Consider the following 15,738-nt stretch of genomic DNA (forward strand, 5'->3'; position numbering starts at 1 on the left):
CATTCTTCTGCGTTTCTGATTGGCCGGGTGTTCATGGACAGGCGATCCGAGTCTCAGTCTGTGCCGAATCCTCGACCGCAGCGACCGGAACGGCGCCTTGCCGGGGGCCGTACCGCGGCCGGTACGGGGCTGCCCCGTCGACCGCCTCCGTCCGATGGCGTCCCCGCAGGTGCCGGCCTCCACACCCGTTCGGTTCGGTGCGCCGGCGGCGACCACGCCGCGCCGCCGGACGGCCCCGACCGCGGGTGAACGGCCTTGGGCACACCCCGCGCCGTGCGGTCCGGAACATCTCCGAAACTTTCGGTGTCGGGTCATCGGTTTTCGATCTTCGAATCGGGATCTCTGCCGGCAGATCTCGAGCTCGATCGGTCGGGCGCGACGATGACCTGGAGAAACGCGGTGCCGGTGAATCTCGGCTCGCAAAGGGGTTTCCGCAATCATTGCGGAAACTGTTGACAAGCCGGCGGGGTCGGGCCAACCTGTCGCCATCGACAGCCCCATCACTGTCGGTCCGGACCACCACGCACCGGGTCACCCGCGTGACGTGGTCCTTCGGTCGTCGGCCGGACGACGACCGACCGAGTTCCACCGAGCTCCACCGAGTTCCACCGTGTTACACGGCGCCGACGCACGTCGGCGTCACCCTGGCCGCCGACAGGCCCACCGGGTCATGACGCGCGCCTGGCTTCCCGCCAACCCCCACGAGGAGGAAGCATGCACGAGGACAACGCTCCCGCCCGCCCGATGAGCCGCCGGCTCTTCGTCGGAAGCGCCGGCGCAGTGGCGCTGGGCGCGTCCGCCGGACTGTTGCTGCCCGGCACCGCACACGCCCAGACGGTCACCTCGAACCAGACCGGCAACCACAACGGCTTCTACTACTCGTTCTGGACCGACGCTCCCGGAACGGTCTCCATGACCATGGGGTCCGGTGGCAACTACAGCACCTCGTGGCGCAACACCGGGAACTTCGTCTGCGGCAAGGGCTGGAGCTACGGCGGACGCAGGACCGTGTACTACTCGGGCAGCTTCAACCCGTCCGGCAACGGTTACCTGTGTCTCTACGGGTGGACGTCGAACCCGCTGGTGGAGTACTACATCGTCGACAACTGGGGCACCTACCGGCCCACGGGTGAGTACCGGGGCACGGTCCACAGCGACGGCGGCACGTACGACATCTACAAGACGACGCGGTACAACGCCCCCTCGGTCGAGGGCACCCGGACGTTCGACCAGTACTGGAGCGTCCGGCAGTCGAAGAAGACGGGCGGAACCATCACCACCGGCAACCACTTCGACGCGTGGTCCCGCGCCGGGATGCGGCTGGGCAGCTTCAACTACTACATGATCATGGCGACGGAGGGCTACCAGAGCAGCGGGAACTCCAACATCACGGTGAGCGGGTGAGAAACCCGTCCGTGGAGGGGACCGTCGTCGTCCTCGACGGAACCGAGGTCCGTCCGGCGGTCCCTCACGGGGGGAGCTGACCCCGGACAGCCGGAACACCGCACCTGTGGCGCGGCGGCCGATGGCCGTCGCGCCACTTCCGTTTCCCGGCGGTTCCCGGCCGCGTCCCCGGTCGCGCGCTCGGCGGGCGTCCGGACGCACCGGCGGGGATGGCGATGGGCTTCGACGACGTCCCCGCTCCCGCGCGGCATGCGAAAGACCTACGAGACGGGCTCCCTGCGCCGGTATTGTCCGGATCAGGTGATGGAGGTCGCTCTCCGGTCTCTCGACCTTCGAGCCTCTCAGCCCGACCGTCGACGTCGGCCTCAGCGGGAGCCACAGCTTTCCGCCAAAGTCGGCTACTCCGGTCGAACTCCCTCGCTCGTCCCGTAGGCCCAATCTCATATTAACTCTTCGGAACGGCCGCGAAAGGCCCAAAGAGGAAAAATATCGACAATCCCGCAGGGTTTCTCCTGTCGATCGCTTTCCGTGTCAATCGGGATACGCAGGGCGTGGAACGGGTCCGTCGTGAGGTGGATCGGGTGTCGCGCGGGTGCCCCTCCGTCGTCCGCGCGCCGACTCGCCCGGTATCCGGGCATCGGACTCGGTTGTGTATCAGTCGGTGCACGAGGGGCGCCGAGGTGCCAACCAGGCGTTACGTTTCAGCCGCTCTGTGGCGGCTTCTGTCGGAACGCCACGCCCTGGTCTCCTGTCCGGTCCCGGTGCGGTGTTCCACGAACGCCGACGTGGAGAGCGGTACCGGTTCGGTTGAGGAGAGGCGCGATGCGACGAAGACGGTTCCTGGGCCTGGCGTCGGGCTTGGCGGGATCCATCGCATGGACGGCGACGGGGTGCGGGGGCAGCGGGACGGCCCGGTCCGACGGCTCCACCCTGAAGGTGATCGTGACGGACCACGGAGACGCCGAGGGGGACGACGTCACCCGGGAGTACTGGGACGGGCTGGTCGACTCCTTCCGGGAAGAGCATCCGGACATCGAGGTCGAGGTCTCCGTCCACCCCGCGAGGGTGGCCGAGCAGAAGGTGGCCGAGGCGGTCGGCAAGGGGGAGCCGCCGGACATCGCGCAACTCGGTTCCTTCGCCGGCCACGCCGCCGCCGGCAGGCTCCACCCGGTGAACGAGGTGCTGTCCATCCCGGTGCAGGCCGACTTCGTCCCGGCCCTGGCCTCGGCGGGCGAGCTGCGCCACGTGCAGTACGCGCTGCCGTTCGCCGCCAACCTCCAACTACTCTTCTACAACAAGGAGCTGTTCGCCGCGGCGGGGCTGGACCCGGACCGGCCGCCCCGCACCTGGGAGGAGTTGCGAGGGGCCGCCGTCGCGCTCCGGGACAGCGGTGTCGACGTCCCCTACGGGCTCGCGTTCGGCGCCAGGGACGCCCACACCGAGGCCATGGCGTGGATGCTGGGCAACGGCGGCGGCTTCACCGGGGAGGGCGGCCTGTACGCCCTCGCCACCTCGGAGAACGTCCAGACCCTGACGTGGCTCCGCGACGAACTCGTCGGCCGGGGGCTGACCACCGCCGACCCCTCCCTCACCAGCCGTCGGGCCCTCTCCGACATGTTCGTGGAGGGGAAGGTGGGCATGCTCACCGGCAGCCTGTCGCTGATGCGGCGGGCCGAGGACGGGAAGCTCGACCACGGAACGGCTCCGCTGCCCGGCCGGCGGGGGCCGTCACGGACCTCCCTGGGGTCCGCCCAGTGGATGTTCGCGTTCCGCAGGGAGGGCAACCACGAGGCGGTCGGGGCGTTCCTCGACCACGTCTACGCCGAGGAGCACCACTACCGGTTCGCCGACCGTCACACCACACTGCCGGTCACGGTGTCGGCGACGGAACGGATGCGGGGCGACGCGCGGCACAAGCGGGTGCGGCCCTTCCTGAACCGACTCGGGGCGGCCGAGTTCCACCCGTGGCACAAGGTCTCCTGGGCCGTGGTCGGCGAGGAGATCCGGGAGAACATCGGCCGGGCCGTCCTGCCCGGAGGCGACCCCGCGAGCGTGCTCGACGCGCTCCAGCGCACGGCGGAGAAGGAGGAGGCCGCACGGGAACGGTGACACCGAGCGGCCGAGGGGCCCGACCGCCGGTGTGCGGCCGGGCCCCTCGGCGCCTTGCTCCGTTGCTCCGTCGTCTCCTCGGGCGGGCGGTCAGCCGCAGCTACCGCCGCACCGGCAGCCGCCGCCGGACTGGCAGCCGCACGAGCATCCTGACCCGCAGCCGCAGGCCCCCAGCACGGGCAGTGAGCGTCGTTCGTCAGCCCGCTCGGCCGCCGTGGACGGGGTCGGGAAGTCCGCCATGAGTACCTCCTCAGCCGGTTCTCACCGGTTGTCGCCGGTGCTCCTCCGCAACCCATTGACGTCCCCACCCACCGAGCGCGTCAACGGCGCGTGGAGGCACGGCCCGCGCCCCCGCGTGGGCGGGGGCGCGTGAGGCGGAGCCGGGTCAGGCGTTCTTGCTCCGGGCGCTCTCCGCGTCCGCGCCGGCGGCCGGGTCCACCTCGTCCGCGTAGTCGCCGGTGACCAGGTAGACGACGCGACGGGCCACCGAGACCGCGTGGTCGGCGAAGCGCTCGTAGTAGCGGCCCAGCAGGGTGACGTCCACGGCCGTCTCGATGCCGTGCTTCCAGCGGTCGTCCATCAGGTGCTGGAAGAGGGTGCGGTGGAGGAGGTCCATCGCGTCGTCGTCCTGCTCCAACTGGAGCGCCAGGTCGACGTCCTTGGTGATGATGACCTCGCGCGCCTTGGCCATCAGGCGCTGCGCGAGCTGACCCATCTCCAGAATGGTCGCCTGGAGGTCCCGCGGCACCGCCGACTCGGGGTAGCGCAGCCGGGCCACCTTGGCGACGTGCTGCGCCAGGTCGCCCGAGCGCTCCAGGTCGGCGCTCATCCGCAGGGAGGTGACGACGATCCGCAGGTCGGTGGCGACCGGCTGCTGGCGGGCCAGCAGGGTTATGGCCTTGGTCTCCAGCTCCCGCTGGAGGTCGTCCACCTTCTCGTCCGCGGCGATCACGCTCTCGGCGAGATGGAGGTCCGCGTCCAGCATCGCCGTGGTGGCTCGGCCGATCGCGGAGCCGACGAGCCGGGCCATCTCGACCAGGCCGTCACCGATCGAGTCCAGCTCCTCGTGGTACGCGTCCCGCATGACTTTCCTTCCCCTCGCATGACGTGACCGTGGGGGCCCGGCCCCGTGGGGCCCGGGGACCGGTTGGGGCACAAGGCCCCCCGCTGTTCCCCCTACGCTCCCACGTTCCGTCCGAAACACGACCGGCTCCGCCCGCCCAAGTGAACCGGCACCGACACCGACGTGAACTCTCGGAGACGAGTGTTCGAGTAGGACCCCGAACAGCTACGGCCGTCTTCCGGGGCCTGCTTAACCTGGACACATGGACGTGAACGCGGCGGTCGCCGCAGTGGCAGCGATCGCCGGGGTGTGCACCGGCGTGATCGCGGTGCTCGCGTTCCGCTGGAGCGAACGCGAGCAGGCCCGTCCCACGCGCAGTTCCCTCCACACCGAGGCCGTGCTGCCTCCGGGTGTGGACACCGTGCTGTCCGTCCTCCGATCGTCCGCCGTCGTGCTGGACGAGTCCGACGCCGTGGTCAAGGCCAGCTCGGCCGCGTACGCCCTCGGGCTGGTGCGCGGCGGGAAGCTCGTCGTGGAGCCGATGCTCCGGATGGCCCGCGACACCCGCCGCGACGGCGAGATCCGTCAGACCGACCTCGAGCTGCCGCGGCGCGGCACCGGCCGGGGGGAGGCCCTGGCCGTCTCCGCGCGGGTGGCACCCCTGGGCTCCCGGCTCGTCCTGCTGCTGGTGGAGGACATGACCGAGGCCCGGCGCATCGAGGCGGTGCGCCGGGACTTCGTGGCGAACGTCAGCCACGAGCTGAAGACACCGGTCGGCGCGCTCTCGCTGCTGTCGGAGGCGGTGATGGACGCCTCCGACGACCCCGAGGCGGTGGAGCGCTTCGCCGGCCGCATGCAGACCGAGGCGACACGGCTGACCAACCTCGTCCAGGAGCTGATCGACCTGTCGCGGGTGCAGAACGACGACCCGCTGGATGACTCCGAGCCCGTCCGGGTGGACGAGCTGGTGGCCGAGGCCATCGACCGCTGCCGCCAGCAGGCGGGCGCCAAGCAGATCACCATCGCCACGGGCGGCACCGCCGGCCTCCACGTGTGGGGCAACCGCGGGCAGCTCGCGGCGGCGCTCGGCAACCTGGTGGAGAACGCCGTGAACTACTCCCCGTCCCGCACCCGGGTGGGCATCTCCGGGCGCAGGGTCGCGGCCCCGGGCGGTGACATGATCGAGGTCGCGGTGACCGACCAGGGCATCGGGATCTCCGACAAGGACAAGGAGCGGATCTTCGAACGCTTCTACCGCGTCGACCCGGCCCGCTCCCGAGCCACCGGCGGCACCGGCCTGGGCCTGGCCATCGTCAAGCACGTGGCCGCCTCGCACGGCGGGGAGGTCACGGTGTGGAGCGCCGAGGGCCAGGGCTCCACCTTCACCCTGCGCCTGCCGGAGGCCGGCAGCGCGCGGGAGCGCGAGGAGGCCCGGCGGCGCGAGCGGCAGCGGGCGGCGGGCGCGCTGCGCGAACCGACGGACTTCGGCGACACTGGCGCCGACGCCGCCGAACACGCCGACTACGCCGACGCCGCCGACGGAGACGTCCGCGAGGACCACGACCGCGGCGCCCGCGACGGCACGGACCGCGGTTCCGGGCACCCGCACCGGACCGCCCCTCGATCCCCCACATCCCCCCACGACTCCAACGATCATCATTCCGCTCCAGCCCCGGAGGTCCTCCCGTGACCCGAGTGCTCGTCGTCGAGGACGAGGAATCGTTCAGCGACGCACTGTCGTACATGCTGCGCAAGGAAGGTTTCGAGGTGGCCGTCGCCTCCACGGGCCCGGACGGCCTGGAGGAGTTCGAGCGCAACGGCGCCGATCTGGTGCTGCTCGACCTGATGCTGCCGGGACTGCCCGGCACGGAGGTGTGCCGTCAGTTGCGCGGTCGCTCCAACGTCCCGGTCATCATGGTGACCGCCAAGGACAGCGAGATCGACAAGGTCGTCGGCCTGGAGATAGGAGCCGACGACTACGTGACCAAGCCCTTCTCCTCCCGCGAGCTGGTGGCCCGCATCCGGGCCGTGCTGCGGCGGCGCGGCGAGCCCGAGGAGGCCGTCTCGGCGGCCCTGGAGGCCGGGCCGGTGCGCATGGACGTGGATCGGCACGTGGTGACGGTCGGGGGCAGCAAGGTCGACCTGCCGCTGAAGGAGTTCGACCTGCTGGAGATGCTCCTGCGCAACGCCGGCCGGGTGCTGACCCGCATGCAACTGATAGACCGCGTCTGGGGCGCGGACTACGTCGGCGACACCAAGACGCTGGACGTGCACGTCAAGAGATTGCGCGCCAAGATCGAGCCGGACCCGAGCGCGCCGCGCTACCTGGTGACGGTGCGGGGGCTGGGCTACAAGTTCGAGCCGTGACGGTCGTGTGCCGCCGCGCGTGGCGTGGCGGCACACGACCGAGACGACGGTGGGGCCGCCCCGTGTGGGGGCGGCCCCACCGTCGTCTCAGCGCGGTGGTGGCGCGGGTGGCGCGGCGGGGCCGGCGCTCCGCGCGTTACTCCGTTTCGGCGGGCTCGACGGCGTCACCGGGCTCGCCGTTCTCCGCGGCGGAGGCGCTCGCCTCGGGCGAGGCGGACTCGGAGCCGCCCGGCTCGGGGTTCCGGGCCTCCTGCGTCGGAGCGGCGCTGGGGCCGTAGCCCGCCCAGGCGCCGGTCTCCGGGACCACGGTCACGCGCATCTCCACCCGGCCGGTCGAGCTGAGCTCGAAGACGATCGGCTGGGCGTTGCCGTCCGAGATGCCCGCCTGGTCGGCGTCGGGGATGAGCGCGGAGGCGTTGCCCTCGCCGCCCAGCGCCAGGGAGCCACCCGCCGGGACGGTCAGGTCCTGGCCCTCGGCCGGGCTGAGTTCCGCGGTCTCGCCGGAACCGGCGATCGTGATGGACTCCAGCCTCTCGTCCTCGGAACCGTTGTTGAAGATGCGGGCCGAGACGGAGGCGGGGCCCGAGCCGTCCTCGTCGGTGACGATGTTGACGTTCTGGATCTCGATGTCACCGACGGCGGTGGAGGCGTTGTCGGCCTGGATGTTCAGGCTCTGTGCGTCGGGCCCGGCACCGCAGGCGGTCAGGGCTGCGATCGAGAGCGCAAGGGTGGAGGCGGCGAGGGCGCCGCGTCGAAGGCTGCTGCTCACGGCGGCGGCAACTCCTAGCGGGTGGGTGGTCTGTCGGCGAGGCTCAGCGTACCGACCCCCTTCGCGGCATCCTCACCCGACCCGCCTCGAAGCGTCTCGCCGGGGTGGGCCGAACGGTGCGAACGGCCTTCGAGGGGCGGCCCGGAGACGGGCGCGGTCGAGAAGCGCGGGCGCGGAGTCGGCCGGCGGAATATCGACTGCACGTCCGTGCGAACGATTACGCGCATTCCCCGGAACGCCCCGCGGAAGGGCGCTCGGAAGGTTCGCCGGAAATCGACGGACGAGCCGTTCACGGGGTGGCTGATCAATATCGACAGGGCCGTTCGCCCGACCCAAGGATTCCGACAAAACGGACGTACGGGTGTTTCTGATGGGCTCTCCGAGGGTGGTGACGCGCGCGTTTCACGCCCCTCGCACAGCCCCTCTCACCTGCGAATTCCTGGTTCCGCTGCCCCCTCGCAGCACGATCCGGGCGCTGTTGTCAAGCCCCGAGATATGCCCTGACCTGCGAAAACGCCATTCAGAAGAGGGCGCTCCCGTGTTACCCTGGATAGCCACGGAAGGGGTACCTGTCACATGACGTTCAAGGTTGGCGACACCGTGGTCTATCCCCATCACGGGGCCGCGCTGATCGAGGCCATCGAAACTCGCCAGATCAAAGGCGTGGACAAGACCTACTTGGTTCTGAAGGTCGCGCAGGGCGACCTGGAGGTGCGCGTACCGGCGGAAAACGCGGAGCTCGTCGGCGTGCGCGACGTGGTCGGCCAGGACGGCCTCGACCGGGTCTTCGAGGTGCTCCGCGCGCCCTATGCCGAGGAGCCGACCAACTGGTCCCGTCGGTACAAGGCGAATCTGGAGAAGCTCGCTTCCGGTGACGTGATCAAGGTGGCCGAGGTCGTGCGCGACCTGTGGCGCCGGGAGCGCGAGCGCGGACTCTCCGCGGGTGAGAAGCGGATGCTCGCCAAGGCTCGGCAGATCCTGGTGAGCGAGCTGGCCCTGGCGGAGAACACCAACGAGGACAAGGCGGAGGCGCTGCTCGACGAGGTTCTGGCGTCCTGAACCGACACACGGGCCGCCCGCACCGGTTCCGTGACGGTGGGTGTACGACGCTCGTCGCCACCCGTCGACGACATCCGTCCAAGTGAACACGACCGCTTCGGTGAACAGTCGGAACACCACGTACGACCCCGGCCGGTGAGAGGACTCCCCATCGGTGGAGACGACGGCCGGCGCATGCGAAGTGAACGTGAACGGTGCCGCGGTGCCCGAGTGAGGACACGAGTCCTTCGCCGGGCGCTGCGGCGTATCCGGACCGCGGCACATCCGGGGGCGCACCGAACGGTGCGGGAGCGATCGCCAGGCCGCACGGCACCGTCAGGCGCCGAAGGGCCGGGCCCGGGCGGCTGCTCGACCGGTCGTCACGGAAGGGGCCGATCGGTGCGTCACGCCCGGCACGCTGTGTGCCATACCCACCTCCGCCGAGGACACAAACCTGAACGTGCAGCCAATGCCAGATGAATCGATGTCCGTCGCGGTGTCCGTCGCGGCCGAGGCGACGGACGCGGCGTCCCCGCCCGTACCCGCCGGCCGCACCGCCGTGGTCATCCCCGCCGCGGGCCGCGGCGTACGGCTCGGTCGCGGCGCCCCCAAGGCGCTGCGCTCCCTGGGCGGCACCCCGATGCTCGTCCACGCCGTCCGCGCCGTGGCGAAGGCCCGGACGGTCTCCCTCGTGGTCGTCGTGGCCCCGCCGGACGGCGCCGCGGCCGTCCGCACCCTCCTCGACGAGCACCCCCTGCCCGGCTCCGCCGGCACCACCGAGGTGGTCGTCGTCGCCGGGGGCGAGACCCGGCAGGAGTCGGTGGCCCGGGGCCTGACGGCCCTCACCGACGACACCGACGTGGTCCTCGTCCACGACGCCGCCCGTCCGCTGGTCCCCGTGGAGACCGTGGAGGCCGTCGCGGCGGCCGTACGGAACGGGGCCCCCGCCGTCGTCCCCGCCCTGCCCGTCACCGACACGGTCAAGCGGATCGCGCCCGACGTGCCGGCCGGGGAGCCCGAACCGGTGGTGGACACGCCCGAGAGGTCCCTGCTGCGCGCCGTGCAGACCCCCCAGGGCTTCGACCGGGCCACGCTCGTCAAGGCGCACCAGGAGGCCCCCCGCGAGGGCGAGGGCGCCACCGACGACGCCGGACTGGTGGAGCGGATGGGCGTCCCCGTGGTGCTCGTCCCCGGCCACGAGGAGGCGTTCAAGGTCACCCGTCCGCTGGACCTCGTGCTCGCCGAGGCCGTGCTCGCCCGCAGGAGGGCCACCGATGGCTTCTGAACCGTCCGCTTCCCGGACGTCCCCGCTGCCCCTGGTGGGGATCGGCACGGACGTGCACGCCTTCGAGGAGGGGCGCGAACTGTGGTGCGCCGGCCTCCTCTGGGAGGGCGAGACGCACGGTCTGGCCGGTCACTCCGACGGCGACGTCGCCGCGCACGCCGCCTGCGACGCCCTGTTCTCCGCGGCCGGCCTGGGCGACCTCGGCGCCCACTTCGGCACCGACCGCCCCGAGTGGGCCGGGGCCTCGGGCGTCGCCCTCCTCGCCGAGGCGGCCCGGATCGTCCGGGCGGAGGGCTTCGAGATCGGTAACGTGGCGATCCAGGTCATCGGCGTACGGCCCAAGATCGGCAAGCGGCGCGAGGAGGCGCGGAAGGCGCTCTCGGCCGCGGTCGGTGCCCCGGTGTCCGTCTCCGGCACCACCACCGACGGACTGGGCCTGACCGGACGAGCCGAGGGACTGGCCGCGGTGGCCACGGCGCTGGTCGTCCGCCGCGTCTGAGCGCGCCGCCTGGACGCGGGCTGTCCGAACGCGCGCTTCAGAAGGGGTGCGCTTCCCAGGGGCGCGCCCGAACGGACGCGGCCGAAGCGCCGCATCGGCGGCCCGATCGGCGCGCGTCGGCCCGTGGCACGGCCGACGGTCGTCTACGGTGCCCCCAGAGGCATCCGCGCACGACCGTCGACCACCTCCATGAAGAAGGGAAGCCACCGTGGCAGCCCACCTGTCGGACCAGCTTAGGCGTCTCCTCGACCGCCCCGTCTTCGTCACCGTGACCACCGTCCAGCCCGACGGCCGCCCCCAGGCCTCGCCGGTGTGGGTCAAGCGGGACGGCGACGACCTGCTGATCTCCACCACCGTGGACCGGCGCAAGGCGAAGAACCTCGAACGCGACCCGCGCCTCTCGGTCGTCGTCATCGACCCCGACGAGCCGTACAGCTACGCCGAGGTCCGCGGCACCGCCACCATGACCACCGAGGGCGGACCGGAGCTGATCGACGAGCTGTCGGTGAAGTACAGCGGCAAGCCGTACGCCGAGTTCAACCCCGCGTCGGCGCGGGACGCCCAGCGCGTCGTCGTCCGGATCACCCCCGAGAAGGTCGTCGGCACGCTCGTCTCCTGACCGGGGCCCGGGAATCCGTCGGCCTCGTGTCCCGGGAGCGGCACGGGAGGGCTTGCGTTTCCGACTACCCTTGGGCCCGTGACTCTTCGCCTGTACGACACCAGCGCCCGGAAGATCCGCGACTTCACCCCGCTGACATCGGGCTGTGTCTCGATCTATCTGTGTGGTGCCACCGTGCAGGCACCCCCGCACATCGGTCACATCCGCTCGGGACTGAACTTCGACATCATGCGCCGCTGGTTCGCCCACCGCGGCTATGAGGTGACGTTCGTCCGCAACGTCACGGACATCGACGACAAGATCATCGCGAAGTCCGTCGAGCAGGGCCGCCCCTGGTGGGCGATCGGCTACGCCAACGAGCGCGCCTTCGACGACGCCTACACCGCGCTCGGCTGCCTGCCGCCCACCTACGAGCCGCGCGCCACCGGCCACATCCCCGAGATGGTCGAGATGATGCGCGCGCTGATCGACACCGGCCACGCCTACGCCGCCGACGGCAACGTCTACTTCGACGTGCGCTCCCTCCCCGGCTACCTCTCCCTCTCCAACCAGGACCTGGACGACCTGCGCCAGCCCTCCGGCGAGGGCGAGACCGGCAAGCGCGACCCCCGCGACTTCGCGATGTGGAAGGCCGCCAAGCCCGGCGAGCCGAGCTGGGAGACGCCCTGGGGGCGCGGCCGTCCCGGCTGGCACCTGGAGTGCTCGGCGATGGCCCACAAGTACCTGGGCAGCGCCTTCGACATCCACGGCGGCGGCATCGACCTCGTCTTCCCGCACCACGAGAACGAGATCGCGCAGTCCACGGCGTACGGCGACGAGTTCGCCCGCTACTGGGTGCACAACGCCTGGGTGACGATGAGCGGCGAGAAGATGTCCAAGTCGCTGGGCAACTCGGTGCTCGTCTCCGAGATGGTCAAACAGTGGCGGCCCATCGTGCTCCGCTACTACCTGGGCACCCCGCACTACCGCTCGACGATCGAGTACAGCGAGGAGGCCCTGCGCGAGGCCGAGGCCGCCTTCGGCCGGATCGAAGGCTTCGTCCAGCGCGCCGTGGAGCGGGCCGGCTCGGTGGAGCCGGCGGCCGAGGTGCCGGAGGACTTCGCGGCGGCGATGGACGACGACTTCGGCGTCCCGCAGGCGCTCGCCGTCGTCCACACCGCCGTCCGGCAGGGCAACGCCGCGCTGGCCGACGGCGACAAGGACGCGGTGGCCGCCGCGCTGGCCGACGTACGGGCGATGCTGGGCGTGCTCGGCCTCGACCCCCTCGACCCGCACTGGACGGGCGACGGCGGCGGCGAACGCGGCGAGGAGCTGAGCGAGGCCGTGGACGCCCTGGTCGGCCTGGTGCTGGAGCAGCGTCAGGCGGCACGGGCCCGCAAGGACTACGCCACGGCCGACGCCATCCGCGACCAACTCCAGCGGGCGGGCCTGACCATCGAGGACACTCCCTCCGGCCCCCGCTGGGAACTGGGCCCGCGGGACGTCCGCTGAGCGTCCCGCCGAACGCCCCGCCGAGCGCCTCCCGTCGGGTACCGCCCGCGCCCGACACGTCCCAACCGCCGAGCAGCAAGAAGAGATGAGTGATCCCGATGGCCGGGAACAGCCAACGCCGTAACCGCCGTACGTCCAACAAGAAGGGCGCGCAGGTCGGCAGTGGCGGCAAGCGGCGCCGCGGCCTGGAGGGCAGGGGCCCGACGCCGCCCGCCGAGATGCGCAAGGGCCATGTGAAGAACCGCATCGCCAACGCCAAGGCCCGGCAGGCCGCCCGCCGGCCCGCCGCCCGACGCGGCGGGAAGAGCGGCCCGGAACTGGTCGTCGGCCGCAACCCGGTGGTCGAGGCGCTGCGCGAGGGCGTGCCCGCGAACACGCTCTACGTCCAGCAGTTCATCGACAACGACGAGCGGGTCCGCGAGGCCCTCCAGCTCGCCGCCGACCGCGGTGGCATCCACCTGATGGAGGCTCCCCGCCCCGAGCTGGACCGGATGACGAACGGGCTCAACCACCAGGGCCTGGTCCTCCAGATCCCGCCGTACGAGTACGCGCACCCCGAGGACCTCTCCGCCGCGGCCTACGACGAGGGCGAGGACCCGCTGATCGTCGCGCTCGACGGCGTCACCGACCCGCGCAACCTGGGCGCGGTGGTCCGCTCGGTCACCGCCTTCGGCGGTCACGGCGTGGTCGTCCCCGAGCGCCGCGCGGCCGGCATGACGGCGGGTGCCTGGAAGACGTCGGCGGGCACCGCCGCCCGCACCCCGGTCGCGCGGGCGACGAACCTCACCCGCACGCTGGAGGCGTACCAGAAGGAGGGGCTGTTCGTGATCGGCCTGGCGGCCGACGGAGAGGCCGAACTCCAGGACGTGGCCGCGCTGGACGGTCCGCTGGTGATCGTGGTCGGCAGCGAGGGCAAGGGCCTGTCCCGACTGGTCGGAGAGACCTGCGACCTGCGGGTGCGCATCCCGATGCCGGGCGGCGCGGAGTCCCTCAACGCGGGCGTCGCCGCGAGCGTGGCCCTCTACGAGGCCGCCCGCCGGCGCCGTCCCTGACCGCACGCCCCACCCCGCCCCCACCGCACGTCTCGACGCGGCCCGCCGGAGTCCTCCCGGCGGGCCGCGGTGTCTCTTGACGGGCCCCCGACAGATCCGGGATGCCCAGGCAGTGTCCTATGCGTCCGTCACTCGGTTAGAGGAGTGTGGACACCAGAACACCCGGCACACAGTCCCCCGGCTCGGGCCACCGCCCCGAGGAGGCCCCGGGAGGAAAATCGCGCGGTTTCTTCGACGAGGAGTCGGTGCTGAGCACGGTCAAGGTGCCCAGCGACCCCGCCGAGGTCGTCGTCAACCACGCGAGCTTCAGGGTGCACCTCGCCTCCCCGCCGTCCCGGCCGCGCGTACCGGCCGGGGGCCGCCCCCGTGGACCGGTCGGGGGCGACGTGCCGGTCGCCGTCCGCGGGGCCGTTCCGGTCCGGCGGGCCACCAGGCGCCGTACGCCCGTGGTGTGGAGCGGTCGGACCGAACCCGGCGACGTACGGGCCACGCGGCTGCTCCAGGCGGTCCGCCGCGCCAACCTCGAGGGCGACGCGCTCAACTCCACCACCCAGGTGCTGCCGCGCGTGGTGCCGGGTGCCGCCCCGCCCCTGGACGACGGGCTGCTGGGCGACAGGCCACTGGACGGCGGGCCGCTGGGGGACGGGCCGCGCACCTCGGCCGTCACCACCGTCGACGGCGGGCCGCCCACGATCATCGCCCCCCGCGCGCCCCGGCCCCCCGAGCGCCCGCTGTTCGAGCGTCCGTTGCTCGACGGCGTACGGCCCGCCGAGGGCGCGTACGACGTCCCCGAGGAGGACGCTCTCCCGTACGGCCCGCACGACCCCTACGGGACGGACGACGGCGAGGGCGACGAGGGGGACTTCGAGGAGAGCTTCGAGCCGGACTTCGAGGACGACTTCGAGGAGGAGACGCGGCACCGGCGCGAACTCCCGCGGCACGGCTACTACCCCGGCCGTCGGATGAACCTCGGCGTCGTCCTGCTGCCGCTGCGGATCTTCCTCGGCCTCATCTCCGTCTACGCCGGGATGGGCAAGCTCTGCGACCCGGTCTACTTCGACGGCGACGAACGCGGTTCGCTGGTGAGCTGGTTGAGGTCCCTGGAGCCCTGGGCCGTGGCCGAACCGCTGCACGGCTTCGCGCTCGCCCACCCCGTCGGCGCCGGGCTCTCCGTCGCCTTCCTCCAGATCGTCGTCGGCGTGCTGACCGTCCTGGGGCTGTGGCAGCGGGTCGCGGCCGGCATCGGGGTACTGCTGTCGGCGGCCCTGATCATGACGGTGAGCTGGCGCACCGTCCCGGTGTACGACACCCCCGACATCATCTACCTGGCGGCCTGGAGCCCCCTGGCCATCGCGGGCGCCCCGTACTACTCGCTGGACGCGCGTCTGGCGGGCGAGGCCTGGCGGACGCTCGGACCGCGGGTGGAGGCGTGGGAGCTGCGGCGGCGCGTGCTGCGTCGCGGCACGGTCGTCGCGGCGGTCGTGCTCGGCCTGACGCTCCTGATCGGCTCGGTGATGGGCAGCGCGGTGCGTTCCGCGCGGGTCGCCACCGTGCCCGAGCCGGGCGGCCCGCTGACCAACAACCAACCGGGCTCGCCGCTGCCCCGGAACTCCGAGGAGCGTCCGAGCCCGGCCGCCCCGGGTTCGAGCACCGGACGGCCCGACGCGGACGCCTCGGCGGCGCCGAGCCCGGCCGCCCCCTCGCCGGGATCGACCACCCCCGGCGCGGGCAGCACCGGCAGCGGCGAACCGGGTCCGCCGAGCCAGCGGCAGACCGTACAGGCCCCACAGCGACCCGACCTCCCGGCCCCCGAGCCCGGCACCCCCACGGACACCGACGGCGCCGGCGGCGGTGACGCCGGCACGGGCGGCGGCCCCGGCGGCGGGGAGGACGGCGGCGGCGACGACGGCGACAGCGACGAGGGCGGTCGCGGCGCGCTGGGCGGCCTGTTGGGCTGACGCCGGCGCCCGACACACGGTTCCGTCGCCCGTGCGCACCGGTGCGCACGGGCGACGGAACCGTGGTCGAACGGGCGGGGGACG

13 protein-coding genes are annotated in these 15,738 nt (G+C 72.2%); 11 read left to right on the forward strand and 2 right to left on the reverse strand.

Going from position 1 to position 15,738, the window contains the following annotated elements; translation table 11 throughout:
* Positions 1–714: 714 nt before the first annotated feature.
* Positions 715–1,404: a glycoside hydrolase family 11 protein gene (locus tag IF47_RS0109960; protein ID WP_031508174.1), complete on the forward strand. Its 690-nt coding sequence runs from the start codon at positions 715–717 to the stop codon at positions 1,402–1,404.
* A gap of 942 nt (positions 1,405–2,346) precedes the next feature.
* Positions 2,347–3,513, forward strand: coding sequence for an extracellular solute-binding protein (locus IF47_RS0109965; protein WP_169745205.1), 1,167 nt, complete (start codon positions 2,347–2,349; stop codon positions 3,511–3,513).
* 385 nt (positions 3,514–3,898) lie between these two features.
* Here IF47_RS0109965 and phoU read toward each other — a convergent pair whose 3' ends face one another.
* A complete protein-coding gene (phoU, locus tag IF47_RS0109970; RefSeq protein ID WP_031508177.1) occupies positions 3,899–4,597 on the reverse strand; it encodes a phosphate signaling complex protein PhoU in 699 nt (232 codons plus the stop codon).
* 241 nt (positions 4,598–4,838) lie between these two features.
* Here phoU and IF47_RS0109975 point away from each other — a divergent pair, with 241 nt between their 5' ends.
* Positions 4,839–6,266 carry a sensor histidine kinase gene (locus IF47_RS0109975; RefSeq protein ID WP_031508178.1) on the forward strand — a complete coding sequence of 476 codons (1,428 nt, stop codon included), beginning with the start codon at positions 4,839–4,841 and terminating at the stop codon, positions 6,264–6,266.
* A 5-nt stretch (positions 6,267–6,271) separates the two neighbouring features.
* Entirely contained in the window at positions 6,272–6,943 is a 672-nt protein-coding gene (gene phoP / locus IF47_RS0109980; RefSeq protein ID WP_483855124.1) for a two-component system response regulator PhoP, read from the forward strand.
* A 136-nt stretch (positions 6,944–7,079) separates the two neighbouring features.
* On the opposite strand, the gene IF47_RS0109985 is transcribed toward phoP, so the two are convergent.
* Positions 7,080–7,712: a copper chaperone PCu(A)C domain-containing protein gene (locus IF47_RS0109985; protein ID WP_037732321.1), complete on the reverse strand. Its 633-nt coding sequence runs from the start codon at positions 7,710–7,712 to the stop codon at positions 7,080–7,082.
* Between the two features lie 576 nt (positions 7,713–8,288).
* Between IF47_RS0109985 and IF47_RS0109990 the strand changes: the two genes are divergently transcribed.
* From IF47_RS0109990 to IF47_RS0110020, 7 genes are all read left to right on the forward strand, one after another.
* Positions 8,289–8,771: a CarD family transcriptional regulator gene (locus tag IF47_RS0109990; RefSeq protein WP_031508181.1), complete on the forward strand. Its 483-nt coding sequence runs from the start codon at positions 8,289–8,291 to the stop codon at positions 8,769–8,771.
* A 463-nt stretch (positions 8,772–9,234) separates the two neighbouring features.
* Positions 9,235–10,035 carry a 2-C-methyl-D-erythritol 4-phosphate cytidylyltransferase gene (ispD, locus tag IF47_RS0109995; protein ID WP_031508183.1) on the forward strand — a complete coding sequence of 267 codons (801 nt, stop codon included), beginning with the start codon at positions 9,235–9,237 and terminating at the stop codon, positions 10,033–10,035.
* Positions 10,025–10,534, forward strand: coding sequence for a 2-C-methyl-D-erythritol 2,4-cyclodiphosphate synthase (gene ispF / locus IF47_RS0110000; RefSeq protein ID WP_051717359.1), 510 nt, complete (start codon positions 10,025–10,027; stop codon positions 10,532–10,534). The genes ispD and ispF overlap by 11 nt, the downstream gene beginning before the upstream one ends.
* Positions 10,535–10,742: 208 nt before the next feature.
* Positions 10,743–11,153: a PPOX class F420-dependent oxidoreductase gene (locus tag IF47_RS0110005; protein ID WP_031508185.1), complete on the forward strand. Its 411-nt coding sequence runs from the start codon at positions 10,743–10,745 to the stop codon at positions 11,151–11,153.
* Positions 11,154–11,231: 78 nt separating this feature from the next.
* On the forward strand, positions 11,232–12,644 hold the full coding sequence (gene cysS, locus IF47_RS0110010) for a cysteine--tRNA ligase (protein WP_031508186.1): 1,413 nt from the start codon (positions 11,232–11,234) through the stop codon (positions 12,642–12,644).
* A gap of 98 nt (positions 12,645–12,742) precedes the next feature.
* Positions 12,743–13,696 (forward strand): 23S rRNA (guanosine(2251)-2'-O)-methyltransferase RlmB, encoded by a 954-nt coding sequence (gene rlmB, locus IF47_RS0110015; RefSeq protein WP_031508187.1) that lies wholly within the window; start codon positions 12,743–12,745, stop codon positions 13,694–13,696.
* 146 nt (positions 13,697–13,842) lie between these two features.
* Positions 13,843–15,654, forward strand: a complete 1,812-nt coding sequence (locus IF47_RS0110020) for a DoxX family protein (RefSeq protein WP_078591696.1) — start codon at positions 13,843–13,845, stop codon at positions 15,652–15,654.
* Positions 15,655–15,738 lie beyond the last annotated feature (84 nt).

Origin of the sequence: Streptomyces megasporus, from assembly GCF_000718985.1 — a bacterium.
GTDB lineage: Bacteria > Actinomycetota > Actinomycetes > Streptomycetales > Streptomycetaceae > Streptomyces > Streptomyces megasporus.